This is a genomic window from Pandoraea sp. 64-18 (assembly GCF_001899225.1).
In the GTDB taxonomy this organism is placed as follows: Bacteria; Pseudomonadota; Gammaproteobacteria; order Burkholderiales; family Burkholderiaceae; genus Pandoraea; species Pandoraea cepalis.
The window spans coordinates 483,212-498,648 of sequence record NZ_MKVU01000006.1 but is presented as its reverse complement, the minus strand read 5'-3'; the positions used below and the strand labels follow the sequence as shown (position 1 = coordinate 498,648).

General features: G+C 63.5%; 11 protein-coding genes. 8 read left to right on the top strand and 3 right to left on the bottom strand.

Features of this window, described 5'->3' with window-relative positions; translation table 11 throughout:
• Positions 1-59: 59 nt before the first annotated feature.
• The 5 genes from alaS to BGP02_RS04930 all read left to right on the top strand — a co-directional run bounded on the left by alaS (position 60) and on the right by BGP02_RS04930 (position 6,676).
• A complete protein-coding gene (gene alaS / locus BGP02_RS04950; RefSeq protein WP_017231883.1) occupies positions 60-2,684 on the top strand; it encodes an alanine--tRNA ligase in 2,625 nt (874 codons plus the stop codon).
• A 373-nt stretch (positions 2,685-3,057) separates the two neighbouring features.
• On the top strand, positions 3,058-4,323 hold the full coding sequence (locus tag BGP02_RS04945) for a YbfB/YjiJ family MFS transporter (protein WP_261938304.1): 1,266 nt from the start codon (positions 3,058-3,060) through the stop codon (positions 4,321-4,323).
• Between the two features lie 54 nt (positions 4,324-4,377).
• On the top strand, positions 4,378-5,148 hold the full coding sequence (locus tag BGP02_RS04940) for a class II aldolase/adducin family protein (protein ID WP_017231881.1): 771 nt from the start codon (positions 4,378-4,380) through the stop codon (positions 5,146-5,148).
• 107 nt (positions 5,149-5,255) lie between these two features.
• A complete protein-coding gene (locus tag BGP02_RS04935) occupies positions 5,256-5,456 on the top strand; it encodes a 4-oxalocrotonate tautomerase (RefSeq protein ID WP_017231880.1) in 201 nt (66 codons plus the stop codon).
• Between the two features lie 86 nt (positions 5,457-5,542).
• A complete protein-coding gene (locus BGP02_RS04930; RefSeq protein WP_017231879.1) occupies positions 5,543-6,676 on the top strand; it encodes a threonine aldolase family protein in 1,134 nt (377 codons plus the stop codon).
• 42 nt (positions 6,677-6,718) lie between these two features.
• On the opposite strand, the gene BGP02_RS04925 is transcribed toward BGP02_RS04930, so the two are convergent.
• A complete protein-coding gene (locus BGP02_RS04925; RefSeq protein WP_502688464.1) occupies positions 6,719-7,945 on the bottom strand; it encodes a chloride channel protein in 1,227 nt (408 codons plus the stop codon).
• A 302-nt stretch (positions 7,946-8,247) separates the two neighbouring features.
• Between BGP02_RS04925 and BGP02_RS04920 the strand changes: the two genes are divergently transcribed.
• Together BGP02_RS04920 and BGP02_RS04915 are read left to right on the top strand one after the other, a co-directional pair.
• Entirely contained in the window at positions 8,248-8,778 is a 531-nt protein-coding gene (locus BGP02_RS04920) for an NUDIX domain-containing protein (RefSeq protein ID WP_017231877.1), read from the top strand.
• Positions 8,779-8,877: 99 nt separating this feature from the next.
• On the top strand, positions 8,878-9,105 hold the full coding sequence (locus BGP02_RS04915) for a sulfurtransferase TusA family protein (RefSeq protein WP_017231876.1): 228 nt from the start codon (positions 8,878-8,880) through the stop codon (positions 9,103-9,105).
• A 116-nt stretch (positions 9,106-9,221) separates the two neighbouring features.
• Here BGP02_RS04915 and galU read toward each other — a convergent pair whose 3' ends face one another.
• Entirely contained in the window at positions 9,222-10,106 is an 885-nt protein-coding gene (galU, locus tag BGP02_RS04910) for a UTP--glucose-1-phosphate uridylyltransferase GalU (protein WP_017231875.1), read from the bottom strand.
• A 29-nt stretch (positions 10,107-10,135) separates the two neighbouring features.
• Positions 10,136-12,997, bottom strand: a complete 2,862-nt coding sequence (locus tag BGP02_RS04905; RefSeq protein ID WP_261938306.1) for a valine--tRNA ligase — start codon at positions 12,995-12,997, stop codon at positions 10,136-10,138.
• Positions 12,998-13,108: 111 nt separating this feature from the next.
• Here BGP02_RS04905 and BGP02_RS04900 point away from each other — a divergent pair, with 111 nt between their 5' ends.
• On the top strand, positions 13,109-15,430 hold the full coding sequence (locus BGP02_RS04900; RefSeq protein WP_286798032.1) for a UvrD-helicase domain-containing protein: 2,322 nt from the start codon (positions 13,109-13,111) through the stop codon (positions 15,428-15,430).
• Positions 15,431-15,437 lie beyond the last annotated feature (7 nt).

Below are 15,437 nucleotides of genomic sequence, written 5' to 3'. Positions count from 1 at the left end.
AGTTTGCAAAATACCCCGCCCAGCTTGACTGGCCCGGTCCCCACGCTCCTTCGCACGCTATGAAAGTCGCAGACATTCGGGAAAAATTCCTCACCTTCTTCGAGTCGAAGGGGCACACCATCGTGCGCTCGTCGAGCCTCGTGCCGTCCAACGACCCCACGCTGCTGTTCACGAACTCCGGCATGGTGCAGTTCAAGGACGTCTTCCTCGGTCTCGAAACGCGCCCCTACAAGCGCGCGACCACGGCCCAGCGCAGCGTGCGCGCGGGCGGCAAGCACAACGACCTCGAAAACGTCGGCTACACGGCCCGCCATCACACGTTCTTCGAAATGCTGGGCAACTTCTCGTTCGGCGATTACTTCAAGCGCGAAGCCATTCAATACGCTTGGGAACTGCTGACGGACGTCTACAAACTGCCCAAGGACAAGCTGTGGGTGACCGTATACCAGGAAGACGACGAAGCCTACGACATCTGGGCAAAGGAAGTCGGCGTGCCGACCGAGCGCATCATCCGCATCGGCGACAACAAGGGCGCGCGTTACGCGTCGGACAACTTCTGGCAGATGGCCGACACCGGTCCGTGCGGCCCGTGCTCGGAAATTTTCTTCGACCACGGCGCAGACGTGTGGGGCGGCCCGCCCGGATCGCCGGAAGAAGACGGCGACCGCTATATCGAAGTCTGGAACCTCGTGTTCATGCAGTTCAACCGCGACGAGCAGGGCAACATGACGCCGCTGCCCAAGCCGTGCGTGGATACCGGTATGGGGCTGGAGCGTATCGCGGCCGTGCTGCAACACGTACACAGCAACTACGAGATCGACCTGTTCCAGCACCTGATCAAGGCGGCCGGCCGTGAGACCGGCGTGACCGATCTCGCCGCGAACTCGCTCAAGGTGATCGCCGATCACATCCGCGCGTGCTCGTTCCTGATCGTCGACGGCGTGATTCCGGGCAATGAAGGCCGCGGCTATGTGCTGCGCCGAATCATCCGCCGTGCGATCCGCCACGGTTACAAGCTCGGCTGCAAGACGCCGTTTTTCTACAAGCTCGTGCCCGACCTGGTCGCCGAGATGGGCGCGGCCTATCCGGAACTGGCGCAGGCGCAGCAGCGCGTGACCGACGTGCTCAAGCAGGAAGAGGAACGCTTTGGCGAGACCATCGAGAACGGCATGGAGATTCTCGACGGCGCCCTGGCCGATCTGGCCAAGCGCGGCGTGACTACGCTCGACGGCGAACTCGCCTTCAAACTGCACGATACGTACGGCTTCCCGCTCGACCTGACGGCGGACGTCTGCCGCGAGCGCAGCATCACCGTGGACGAAGCGAGCTTCGACGCCGCCATGGCGCGTCAACGCGAACAGGCGCGTGCCGCCGGCAAGTTCAAGATGGCGACGGCCCTCGAATACAACGGCGACAAGACGCGCTTCCAGGGCTACGACAAGCTCGCGCTCGACGGCGCGAAGGTGACCGCGCTCTACGTCGACGGCACGAGTGTGAACAAGCTCGCCGCCGGGCAGCAGGGCATCGTAGTGCTCGATACCACGCCTTTCTACGCAGAGTCGGGCGGCCAGGTGGGCGATCAAGGGCTGATTACGGCGGGCAGCGCCCGCTTCGGTGTGTCGGACACGCAGAAGATTCAGGCTGACGTCTTCGGTCACTACGGCAAGCTGGAATCGGGTGAATTGACCGTGGGCGCGGCGGTCACGGCGCAGGTCGATGCCGTGCGTCGCGCACGCACCGTTCGCAACCACTCCGCAACGCACCTGATGCACAAGGCGCTGCGCGAAGTGCTGGGCGGCCACGTGCAACAGAAGGGCTCGCTCGTCGACGCCGACAAGACCCGTTTCGACTTTGCCCACAATGCCGCGATGACGGCCGACGACATCCGTCGTGTGGAGGACATCGTCAACGCCGAAGTGCTGGCCAATGCTCCGACGCAGGCCGCCGTGATGTCGTTTGACGACGCGGTGAAGGGCGGCGCGATGGCTCTGTTCGGTGAGAAGTACGGCGACGAAGTGCGGGTGCTCGATATCGGCACGTCGCGCGAACTGTGCGGCGGTACGCACGTGGCGCGCACGGGCGACATCGGCCTGTTCAAGATCGTGATGGAAGGGGGCGTCGCCGCCGGTATTCGCCGCGTGGAAGCGATCACCGGCGACAACTCGGTGCGTTTCGTGCAGAAGCTCGACGATCAGGTCAACGAAGCGGCTGCGGCGCTCAAGACCCAGCCGGCCGAACTGACGCCACGCATCGCGCAGGTGCAGGAACAGGTCAAGTCGCTGGAAAAGGAACTGGCGGCACTCAAGTCTAAGCTGGCGTCGAGCCAGGGCGACGAATTGCTCGAGAAGGCCGTCGATGTGAGCGGTCTGAAGGTGCTGGCCGCGCAACTCGAAGGCGCCGACGTCAAGTCGCTGCGCGAGACGATGGACAAGCTCAAGGACAAGCTGGGCAGCGCGGCAATCGTGCTCGCGGCGGTCGAGGGCGGCAAGGTCAGCCTGATCGCCGGCGTGACGGCCGACGCCACCAGCAAGGTCAAGGCGGGTGAGCTGGTCAACTTCGTCGCGCAACAGGTCGGCGGCAAGGGCGGTGGTCGTCCCGACATGGCGCAGGCCGGTGGTACCGATCCGTCGCAGTTGTCGCAGGCGCTCGCCGGTGTGCAGGGCTGGGTGGCTGGCAAGCTGTAACGGTGAGGCGAGCGCGGCGGTGTCCGTCGCGGCTCGCTGTGGGACCTGCCAGCCCCGGTAGCGCGTCGGGATCGCGCTTGCCGCTTGCCGCACGCAAGTTGCACAGAACCCCAAGCGTTGGATCGCGATCCGACCCTTGGGGTTTTTTTATCATGTGGCCTGATGCCCCAGCAGTACAGTTTCGGTATTCGAAAGGATCTGTAAGCGGGAGAGGTCAGTGTTTCGCAAGCGAAAGGATTCAGGCGGACGCGCACGGAAAATGCCGCGCATTGCCCCTGATGCCACAGGGGAACCCCCGCTTGTCCTGATGGTTTGCATGTAAAGTATTCGGCAGACCTCGCGTGTCGTCGCGCGATTTTCCCCCGCTACCGTTATGCCCGCCACTTTCACCGAATCCGACCGCGCCATCTCGTCGCGCCAGCCGTCCCCTGAGCGCGCGGCGTGGCGCATTGCGCTGTCTTGCATGCTCGCGCTCGCCATTGCCATGGGGATTGGCCGCTTCGCGTTCACGCCGATGCTGCCGCTGATGCTGCATGAGCACCTCACCGACATTCAACACGGCAGTTGGCTCGCGTCGCTCAACTATGCGGGCTACTTCGTCGGCGCGCTGTCGTGTATGTGGCTGCGCTTCACCCCGACGCGCATCGTGCGTTTCGCACTGGCGCTCACGGTCGTGCTGACGCTCGCCATGGGCCTGCTCGATTCGTTCGCCGTGTGGGCCGTCGTGCGTACGCTGGCGGGGATCATGAGTGCCTGGGCGATGGTGTTTTCGGCCGGCTGGGCCTTCCGAAAGCTCGGTGAGCTACACATGCCGAGTCTGGGGGGCGTGATTTTCGCGGGCCCCGGCGCCGGCATCGTGGTGACGGGGCTGCTCGCGAGCCTGAACAGCTCGCTCGCGTGGCCTGCGCGCGGGGGTTGGCTGCTGTGCGGGGGGCTGGCGCTGGCGCTGCTCGCGTTGATCTGGCGCACCTTCGAGCCGGATGGCCCCGCACCCGCGACGGCAGCTGGCGCGGCAAACCCCGGGCACGCTACGCACGCCGCACAGGCGCAAACCGCGGCGCATGCCGTCAATCATGGCAGCGGCGAGACGGTGATTCCCGTCACTGTGCTCTACGGATTTGCCGGCTTCGGCTACATCATCACCGCCACCTTCCTTCCGGTGATTGCGCGGCAGGCGCTGCCTGGCTCTCCGTGGCCGGATCTCTTCTTTCCGTTGCTCGGCCTCATGGTGATGCCCGGTGCGATCATCGGTGCACGGGCGCCACAGGCCTGGGACAATCGTCTACTGCTCGCGGCATGCTATGTCACGCAAGGGGTGGGCGTTGGCATCGGCATCGTGCTGCCGAACGTCGTGGGGTTCGCGGTGGGTAGCGTGCTGGTCGGACTGCCGTTCACGGCGATTACCGTGTACGCGGTGCGCGAGTGCCGACGCCTGCGTGGGGACAATGCCAATGGTCTGATCGGCCTGGTGACGGCATCCTACGGGATCGGGCAGATCGTTGGACCGCTGGTCGCGGCGCCTCTGGTCGCGGCGACCGGTAACTTCACGGCAGCACTGCTATGTGCGAGTGGCGCGCTGGTGTTCGGGGCGATCGGCTTCGTATGGGACTGGCGACGCTCGCTCGAGCGCGCACCTTGATGCGCCCGGGCGCCAAGGCGCCGCGGCGACACTCTCATCCCCTTGGAACTTGCTATGTCTTTTACCCTGCAGGCGGGCAGAAAAGCCGCCACCGCCATCAGCGACGCCGAGCGCCAGATGCGTGTCGACCTTGCAGCGTGTTACCGGCTCGTTGCGCTGTATGGCTGGGACGATCTCATCTACACCCATATCTCGGCGATGGTGCCGGGAGAGCCGGGGCACTTCCTCATCAATCCATTCGGTCTGACGTTCGATGAGGTGACAGCGTCGAACCTGGTGAAGATTACGATGACCGGCGAGATCGTGGGCGAGAGCGAACATCCGGTGAACGTGACCGGGTTTGCGCTGCATGGCGCGGTGCACGCGGCACGTCCGGACGCCGTATGCGTCATGCATTTGCACAACACGGCAGGTATCGCGGTGTCGATCCAGCCGCAAGGTCTGCTGCCGATCTCGCAGCACGCGCTGCGTTTTCACGAGCGTATCGGATATCACGATTACGAGGGGCTGGCGTTTTCGCCGTCCGAGGGCGAGCGGCTCGTGGCGTCGCTCGGCGCGCATTCGGCCATGCTGTTGCGCAATCACGGCACGCTTACGACGGGACGCTCGGTGGCCGAGGCCTTCGTGCTGATGGCAACGCTCATCAAGGCGTGCGAGATCCAGTTGCAGGCGCTGGCGGGCGGTACGGCGCCCCATCTGCCGAGTCCGGCCGTGCAGGACAAGACCGCGCTTCAGCTCGAAGATGGGGGCGCCATCGAAGGCGTGCTCGAGTGGCCTGCGCTGCTGCGCAAACTGGATAGAATAGACGCCTCGTTTCGCGATTGAACGCCGCCCGGGCGCAACATCGGGAACGCACGGCAAGCCCGCGAGCTTTGAATGCGAGCATGGGCGGCGCTGCCGATCTTGATAACGACACAAGGAGAGAGACTGCAATGCCAACGTTTCACGTCGAGATGTTCGAGGGGCGCTCGATCGAGCAAAAGCGCGCATTCGTCAAAGCGGTCACGGAAGCGGCCGTCGCGACGATCGGTTGCACGCCGGAGTCTGTCGACATCATCATTACTGACGTCAAGCCCGAGAACTGGGCCACCGCCGGCGCGCTGTGGTCGGATCCGCGTCCCGAGTCAGTCTGAAGGTGCCGGTGGTCTCCCGCAGGGGCGCCACCGGTAGGTCGAAGGCAGGGGGCTCGCAGGATCCCTGCCGCATTGATGAGGTTGTCATGTCGCAAGTCCCGTCTGCATCGAACATTCTCGCCTCCGCCCTCACGAACGCTCCGTCCCTGACGGCCGCCGATGGTGGGGCGGCCCAAACGCCACAACATTTTGCCTCCGACAACTACGCCGGGATTTGTCCCGAGGCGTTGCATTATCTGATTGAGGCCAATGCCAGCGGCCACGAAGTCGCTTATGGCGACGATACCTGGACGCAGCGTGTCTGCGACGGTATTCGCAATCTGTTCGATACGGATTGCGACGTCTTCTTCGTCTTCAACGGCACGGCGGCAAATTCACTGGCGCTGGCCTCGTTGTCGCAGTCGTATCACTCCGTGATCTGCCACGAACTGGCCCACGTCGAGACCGACGAGTGCGGCGGTCCCGAATTTTTCTCCAATGGCGCGAAGCTGCTTACCGCCCGCGGTCGCGAGAACAACGGCAAGCTCACCCCGGACGCCATCGAGTCCGTCATCAATCGACGCTCCGATATTCACTTCCCGAAGCCCAAGGTCGTCACGCTGACGCAGGCCACGGAGGTCGGCACGGTCTACTCGGTCGACGAGGTCAAGGCGATCTCGGCGTTGGCCAAACGGCGCAACTTGCGCGTGCATATGGATGGCGCGCGCTTTGCCAATGCGGTCGCGACGCTGGGCTGTCATCCGGGCGACGTGACGTGGCGGGCCGGCGTGGACGTGCTTTGCTTCGGCGGTACGAAGAACGGGCTGCCGGTCGGCGAGGCAGTGGTGTTCTTCAATCGCTCGCTGTCGGAAGACTTCGCGTATCGGGTAAAACAGGCCGGGCAATTGGCCTCGAAGATGCGGTTCATTTCCGCGCCCTGGCTTGGCATGCTGGAGAACGACACCTGGCTGCGCAACGCGCGTCACGCGAATGCGATGGCGCAGTTGCTCGCGCAGCGCATTCGCGACGTGCCGGGTGTGTCGATCATGTTCGAGACGCAAGCCAATGCCGTATTCGCGGAACTGCCGCTGCATGTGATCGAGGCGCTCCGCGCCAAGGGCTGGCGCTTCTACACGTTCATCGGCGCGGGCGGTTGCCGCTTGATGTGCGCGTGGGACACCCGGCCGGAGACGGTCGAGCGTCTGGCGGCGGATATTCGGGCGCTGTGCGCGAACCGGTGACGCACACGTCATCGATCCCGGCACGGCAGTCCGTCGCGCGATTTATGCTTGTCGCGGTGTGGGCGCCGTGGGGGTGAGAAAACGATGCGCCAGCGCGTGATAGAACGACGGCGCGATCGTTTTCGACACCTGGGTCGAGAGCAGGGCCACGGCCATGAGCGGGATCACCATCTGGTGGCCGTCGATCATCTCCATGACAATCACGAACGACGTGATCGGTGATTGCGTGACCGCCGCCAGATACCCGACCATACACAACGCGGCAATGGCCGGGAGCGGTACCACCGATGTGAGATGGGCCATCACGTTGCCCAGCCCGGCCCCAATGGCGAGCGACGGCGCGAAAATGCCGCCAGGGATTCCTGACATATAGGACACGCACAACGCTGCAAACTTGAGCAGCGCGTAAAGCGGCGAGAGTGCGACATGCGACTCCAGCAGGCCGCGCGCCTCAGCGTAGCCGCTGCCGAAGGTTGTGCCCCCCGAGGCGAGTCCGATCAACGCGATCGCCAGGCCACACAGGAACGCGAATCGCACCGGATGCGCACGGCGCATGCCGACCAGCGGCCCGGGCAACCAGCGTGGCACGTTGAGCATCAGCCAGCCGAACAGTCCACCGGCCACGCCGCTCAGCAGACTGGCGGCAACAAGTACCGGGATCAGCGTCCAGTGAAAGTCGCTGATCGCCTTGATCTGTCCGAAGTACAGGTAGTTGCCCTGTAGACCGAGTGCCACGACGCCGGAAAAGATGATGGCCGTGATGAGCGTGCCACTGCTGCGTGCCACGAAGCTACGGCTCAGTTCCTCGATCGCGAACACGACCCCCGCGAGCGGGGTGTTGAAGGCCGCCGCGAGACCGGCGGCGGCGCCGGCCAGCGTTAATTGACGCTCGATGTGCACGCTGCTTCGCCGATACCCACGCCGCATCGCATACATGAGCGACGCACCGATCTGCACCGTCGGCCCCTCGCGACCGATGGTGAAGCCGCAAAGAATGCCGAGAAACGAAATCGCGATCTTGCCGATCATGATGCGCATCGACAACAGCGACGACGACAGCCGCGGCTCCTGGAGCGTTGCGATGACTTGCGGAATCCCACTTCCCTCCGAGCCGCGGAAGAACTTCTGCGTCAGCCAGATGGCCAGCGCGGCGCCCAGCGGCGTCACGATCAGCGGCATCCAGATGCCATACGACAGCATGCGCTGAAACAGCTCGAAACCGAAGTCGATCAGCTTGGAGTACACCACCGAGACCAGACCAACGAGCACCGCACCCAGCCAGAAGACGCCGTAGTTGTGCCAGAGGCGACGAGAGCGATGGATGCCTCGTTTGGCCAGGCGCGCGGAAAGCGATGCGGGCGCAGACGACGATGGTGACGGGGGCGGTGAAGCCGGCGTTGCGGCAGTATGGGGAGGGACGTCTGACACGTGGCGCGGGTGAGAATGGGAAGATAAACGATGATTATACGCCCCGCACCCCCTCGCCATTTTCCACAGGTGTCTCGGAATCTACCGAATGTGCAGCGCGTCATGAGTTCATTTAAGATATTCGAATTCGCCAAACAACGATCATGAACGAACTCATTTTCTGTCCCCGCTGTGCCTCGCCGCTCGACTCGCGCGCGGTCGCCGGGCGCATTCGCCGCGCCTGTCCCGACGCGGCTTGCGGTTTCGTCCACTGGGACAATCCGCTGCCGGTCGTGGCCGGACTCGTGGAGTACCGCGGCCAGATCCTGCTGGCGCGCAATGCCACCTGGACCGAGGGCATGTTTGCGCTCATCACGGGCTTTCTCGAGCGCGACGAAACGCCTGAAGACGGCATCCGGCGCGAGATCAAGGAAGAGACCAATCTGGATGCTGGCGCGATTTCGCTGCTCGGCGTCTACGAATTCATGCGCAAGAACGAGCTGATCATCGCGTATCACGCGGTCTGCGATGGCGACATTCGTCTGTCGGACGAACTCGCCGAGTTCCGGCTTGTCGAGCCTGAGCGGGTGCGTCCGTGGCGCGCCGGCACCGGGCACGCGGTGGCCGAGTGGCTGCGGCGGCGCAATCTGCCGGTCGAGTACGTCGAATCGGCCCGGCTATCCATTGCCGGCTGACAAGCGGGCGCGAGGACTGCGGTAGAATCGCAGCTTGCGGGCCAACCCCCGGTACACGATCAGAACGAGTCGGATCCAAGGGACATCAGGAACATGAGCATGGAATTTCAGAAAGAAGTCGACGCAAGCGGACTGAACTGCCCGCTGCCGATCCTGCGCGCCAAGAAAGCGCTCGCCGACATGCAGAGCGGCGAAGTGTTGCACATCATTGCCACCGATCCGGGCTCGGCGCGCGACTTCAGCGCGTTTGCCAAACAAACCGGCAACGAACTCATCGAATCGCGCGAAGAGGGCAAGACGTTTCACTTCCTGATGCGCCGCCGCTGATCGCGTGGCGGCATCTCGCCGAACCCGACCGCCGCAGCGTGATGGGCGGCACAGCGGGCACAAAAAAGCCGACGGACAACTGCCGTCGGCTTTTTCTTTGACACAAGGCCTGGCGCTTATGCCAGATCGAGTTGCGTCTCGCGCAGGTATTCGCGGAAGGCATCCTTGAGTTCCGGATGGCGCAGCGCGAACTCCACGGTGGCTTTCAAGTAGCCGAGCTTGCTGCCGCAATCGAAGCGCTTGCCCTGGTAGCGATACGCCAGCACGACTTCATCCTGCATCAGCTTCTGGATGGCGTCGGTCAACTGAATCTCGCCGCCAGAGCCCGGATCGATTTCGCGGATGCAATCGAAAATGCGCGGGCGCAGCACATAACGGCCGACCACGCCCAGATTCGACGGGGCATCTTCCGGCGCCGGCTTTTCGACGATATTCGTGAGCTTGACGATATCCTTCTCGCCCCACTCGTTGCCCGCGACGATCCCGTACGAGCGGCTTTGCTCGATGGGGATCTCTTCCACGCCGATGATCGAGTTGTGATAGTGGTTGTACAGGTCGACCATCTGCTTGAGCACCGGCGGCTCGCCGTCGAGCAAGTCGTCGGCGAGGATGACGGCGAACGGCTCATCGCCCACGAGCTTCTCGGCGCACAGCACGGCGTGACCCAGGCCCAACGCCTTGGGCTGGCGCACGTAGAAGCAATCGATATGCGGCGGCTTGATCGAATGCACCACGTCGAGCAGCGCCTGCTTGTTCTTGGCCTCGAGTTCCGCTTCGAGTTCGAAGGCCGTGTCGAAGTGGTCTTCGATCGCGCGTTTGTTGCGGCCCGTCACGAAGATCATCTCCGTAATACCGGCGGCCGCCGCTTCTTCCACCGCGTATTGAATCAGCGGCTTGTCCACGACGGGCAGCATTTCCTTCGGGCTTGCCTTGGTGGCCGGGAGGAATCGGGTGCCGAGGCCCGCAACGGGGAACACGGCTTTGGTCACAACGGTTTTCATTGGTATCTCCCTGGTGATATGAGCACGTCTCAGGCGGGCAGGCGAGCGAGCTGGGCCTGCAATTTACCGAGAACCGCTTCAAAGTCGACCAATCGTTGCTTCTCGAGTTCCACCACATTGGCGGGCGCACGTGCCACGAAGCTCTCGTTGGAAAGCTTGCCGCGGCATTTGGCGATCTCGCCTTCGAGGCGCTTCACTTCCTTGCCGAGTCGCTCGCGCTCCGCGGCGACGTCGACTTCCACCTTCAGCGCCAGTTTGTTCGCACCCACGACAGCAAGCGGCGCACCGGCCGCTTGCGCGTCGAGCGTTGCTTCGTCTGCCAGCACTTGCACTTCAGAGAGCTTGGCGAGCGTTTGCAGATACGGCGCAATCGACGTCAGGAAGTCCACATCGCCCGCGACCAGCAGCGGCACGCGTTGCGCGGGCGAGAGGTTCATTTCGCCGCGCAGGTTGCGGCAGGCGTCGACGGCGGTCTTCAACTGCTGCATCCAGGCTTCATCGCCTTCGTCGATCTTGCTCGCGTCGGCCACCGGATACGGCTGCACCATGAGACTGGCTTCGCCTGCTGCCTTGTCCGCCGGATAGCGGCCCGCCAGCGGTGCCACCTTCTGCCACAACGCTTCGGTGATGAACGGAATGATCGGATGCGCCAGACGCAGCACCGTTTCGAGCACGCGCAGCAAGGTGCGACGCGTGGCGCGTTGTTGTGCCGGGGTGCCGTTCTGAATTTGCCACTTGGCCAGTTCAACGTACCAGTCGCAGTACTCGTCCCAGACGAACTTGTAGATCGCGCTGGCGATGTTGTCGAAGCGGTAGTCGGCGAAGCCCTTCGCGACATCGGCTTCCACGCGTTGCAGCAACGACACGATCCAGCGGTCGGCGCGCGAGAAGTCGAGCTGGCCGTCCGGGCCGCAATCGCCTACGCACGGCGCAAGACCGCAGTCGTGACCTTCGCAGTTCATCAGCACGAAGCGCGTGGCGTTCCACAGCTTGTTGCAGAAGTTGCGATAGCCTTCGCAGCGCGCCAGATCGAAGTTGATGTTCCGGCCAAGCGTGGCCATCGAGGCGAACGTGAAGCGAAGCGCGTCGGTGCCGAACGGCGCGATGCCGTCCGGGAACTCCTTGCGCGTCTTCTTCTCGATGCTCGCTGCCTGCTTCGGGTTCATGAGACCCGTCGTGCGCTTGGCGAGCAGGGCGTCGAGCGACACGCCGTCGACGATGTCGATCGGATCGAGCGTGTTGCCCTTCGACTTGGACATCTTCTGACCTTCGGCGTCGCGCACCAGACCGTGCACGTAGACCGTCTTGAACGGTACCTTGCCGGTGAAGTGCGTGGTCATCATGACCATGCGCGCCACCCAGAAGAAGATGATGTCGAAACCGGTCACGAGTACCGACGACGGCAGGAAATGCTTGAGTTCGGGTGTTTCTTGCGGCCAGCCGAGCGACGAGAATGGCACGAGCGCCGACGAGAACCACGTGTCGAGCACGTCTTCGTCGCGCTTGAGCGCGCCGGTGTAGCCCGCCGCGCGGGCCTTTTCGGCCGCTTCTGCTTCCGTGCGGGCGACGTACACGTTGCCGGCGTCGTCATACCAGGCCGGAATCTGGTGGCCCCACCAAAGTTGACGCGAGATACACCAGTCCTGAATGTTCTCGAGCCACTGGTTGTATGTGGTCGTCCAGTTCTCCGGGACGAACTTGATCTCGCCGCTGCGCACGACGTCGAGCGCGGTTTCGGTGATCGACTTGCCCGGATGGAACGTGCCTTCGGGGGCCGGTTTGCTCATCGCCACGAACCACTGGTCGGTGAGCATCGGCTCGATGATCGTGCCGGTGCGATCGCTGCGGGGCACCATCAGCTTGTGCGGCTTGACCGATTCGAGCAGGCCGAGGGCGTCGAGATCGGCCACGATCTGCTTGCGCGCGTCGAAACGATCGAGCCCGCGGTACTTCTCCGGGGCGTTGTCGTTGATCTTCGCGTCGAGCGTGAGAATGTTGATCTGCGGCAGGTTGTGGCGCTGACCGACAGCGTAGTCGTTGAAGTCGTGTGCCGGCGTGACTTTCACCACGCCCGTGCCGAATTCGAGATCGACGTAATCGTCGGCAATGATCGGGATTTCACGATCGCACAGCGGCAGCCTGGCCGTCTTGCCGATCAGGTGCTTGTAGCGCTCGTCTTCCGGATGGACCATCAGTGCGGTGTCGCCGAGCATCGTTTCCGGACGCGTGGTCGCCACCGTGAGCGAGCCCGAGCCGTCGGCGAGCGGGTATCGGATGTGCCACAGCGAGCCGTCTTCTTCCTCGCTCACCACTTCCAGGTCGGACACGGCCGTGAGCAGGGTCGATTCCCAGTTCACGAGACGTTTGCCGCGATAGATCAATCCTTGCTCGTGGAGCGTAACGAACACGTCGCGCACGGCGCGCGACATCTTCTCGTCCATCGTGAAGTATTCACGGCTCCAGTCGATCGATGCGCCCAGGCGGCGCACCTGACGCGTGATCGTGCTGCCCGATTCTTCCTTCCATTCCCAGACGCGCTCGACGAATTTCTCGCGGCCGAGGTCATGGCGCGAGACTTTCTGGGCATCGAGCTGGCGCTCGACGACGATCTGCGTGGCGATGCCCGCGTGGTCGGTGCCCGGTACCCAGAGGGTGTTGGCGCCTTTCATGCGGTGATAGCGGGTGAGGCCATCCATGATCGTCTGGTTGAACGCGTGACCCATGTGCAGCGTGCCGGTCACGTTCGGCGGCGGCAACTGGATGCTGAAATCTTCGCGGGCGTCGTCGAAAGTCGGCCGGGCATAGCCGCGGCGCTCCCATTCGGGGCCCCAGTGGGCTTCGACGTCCTGCGGCTCGAAGCTCTTGGCAAGCGTATTGTCGCTGTCGCTCATGGATTGAATGGACCGTGTAATGCGTGAAACCCTGAATTATAAAAGATTCGGTGGCATTTCCGCGTCGCAGCAGGATTTATAATCGAGCTTCACTCGAATTTCCTTCCCGACATGCCCGATCTGCTCGCCAATCTGAACCCCGAACAACTGGCCGCCGTAACCCTTCCGGACGAGCCGGCCCTTATTCTGGCGGGCGCGGGTTCCGGCAAGACGCGCGTGCTGACCACGCGTATTGCCTGGCTGATCCAGCACGGGCACGTGGGGCCGGCCGGGATTCTGGCCGTCACCTTCACCAACAAGGCGGCCAAGGAAATGCAGGCCCGTCTGGGCGCGATGCTGCCGATCAGCACGCGCGCCATGTGGATCGGCACCTTCCATGGGTTGTGCAACCGTATGCTGCGCGCGCATTTTCGCGACGCCGGGCTGCCGCAGAGCTTCCAGATCCTCGACCAGGCCGACCAGCTCTCCGCGATCAAGCGTCTGCTGAAGGGTTCGAATGTCGACGACGAGAAGTATCCGCCGAAAAACCTGCAGTATTTCATCAACAACGCCAAGGAACAGGGCCTGCGCCCGCACGAGGTCGAGGCCAACGACGCCTTCAACCAGAAGTTCGTCGAGCTTTACGCCGCCTATCAGGCGCAGTGCCAGCGCGAAGGCGTGGTCGATTTCGCCGAACTGCTGCTGCGCTGTTACGAGCTGCTCAAGCACAACGAGCCGTTGCGCGTGCACTACCAGTCGCGCTTCCGGCACGTTCTGGTCGACGAGTTCCAGGATACGAACAAGCTCCAGTACGCGTGGCTCAAGATGCTCGCGGGATCGAACGCCGCGGTATTCGCCGTGGGCGACGACGATCAGAGTATTTATGCGTTTCGTGGCGCCAACGTCGGCAATATGGCCGACTTCGAGCGTGAATTCCGCGTGCGCCACCTGATCAAGCTGGAACAGAACTACCGCTCGCACGGCAATATCCTCGACGCGGCCAACGCTTTGATTTCCAACAATGCGCGGCGTCTGGGCAAGAATTTGCGCACCGACGCGGGGCACGGCGAGCCGATCCGTGTCTATGAGGCGGCCACCGACCTGCAGGAAGCGAGCTGGCTCGTCGAAGAGATCAAGGCACTCGTTGCGCAGGGTCTCTCGCGGCAGGACGTCGCCATTCTCTATCGCAGCAACGCCCAGTCGCGGGTGATGGAGCACGCGCTCGTGGGGGCGGGCATCGCCTATCGGGTGTATGGCGGTTTGCGCTTTTTCGAGCGTCAGGAAGTCAAGCATGCGCTGGCGTATCTACGCCTGATCGAGAATCCGAACGATGATACGGCGTTCGCGCGGGTCGTGAATTTCCCGACGCGGGGGATTGGCGCGCGTTCGTTGGAGCAACTGGCCGACGCGGCGCGACTCTACAACTGCTCGATGTATGCCGCAGTGCCCTACATGACCGGCAAGGCGGGCACGAATCTGACGGCATTCGTGCGGCTCGTGGAGCAGATGCGCCACGATACCGAGCGGCTCACGCTGCCGGAGGTGGTGGCGCGGGTCATCGACGCCAGTGGGTTGATGGCGCATTATCAGACCGAGAAGGAAGGCCAGGATCGCATCGAGAACTTGCAGGAATTGGTGCATGCGGCCACGGCATTCGTTGCCGAGGAAGGTTATGGGCTCGATGCCCCGGCGCGGTTGATTGCCATGCGTCCTGCGCTGCCGGGCGCGCCCGACGTGCTGGCCTCGCCCGACGGCGTGGTCGACGCCGATACGCCGGTGGAGATGACGCCGCTTGCCGGCTTCCTGTCGCACGCGTCGCTCGAAGCGGGAGACAACCAGGCCGAGGCCGGGCAAGACGCTGTGCAATTGATGACGGTACACGCGGCCAAGGGGCTTGAATTTACGGCGGTGTTCGTCACCGGTCTCGAAGAGGGACTCTTCCCGCACGAGAACAGTGCGCTCGAACTCGACGGTCTCGAAGAAGAGCGGCGCCTGATGTACGTGGCCATTACGCGTGCCAAGGAACGGCTGTATCTGTCGTTCACGCAAAGCCGCATGCTGCACGGACAGACGCGTTACAACGTGCGCTCGCGCTTCTTCGACGAAATCCCCGAGACGGTGTTGAAGTTCCTGACACCGCGGGCGCAGCCGGGCGCGCGGCTGGGGCAGGCCGAGCCGGCCTGGGGGCGCGATTGGTTCGGGCGGGGCAAGACGAGTGCGCCGAAGCCGGAAGAATGGGTGGCCACCCAGTCGGAGCAGGCGCTGGCCGACCGTTCGCGCGCGTCGGAGACGGGCTTCAAGTTGGGGCAGGGCGTTTTTCACACCAAGTTCGGCGAAGGCAAGATCATCGGCCTGGAGGGCGCGGGGGCGGAAGCCCGCGCCCACGTGAAATTCGGGCGACATGGTGAGAAGTGGCTGGCGCTGGCTGTCGCGAAGCTTCAGCCGATCGAGTAACGGCGCG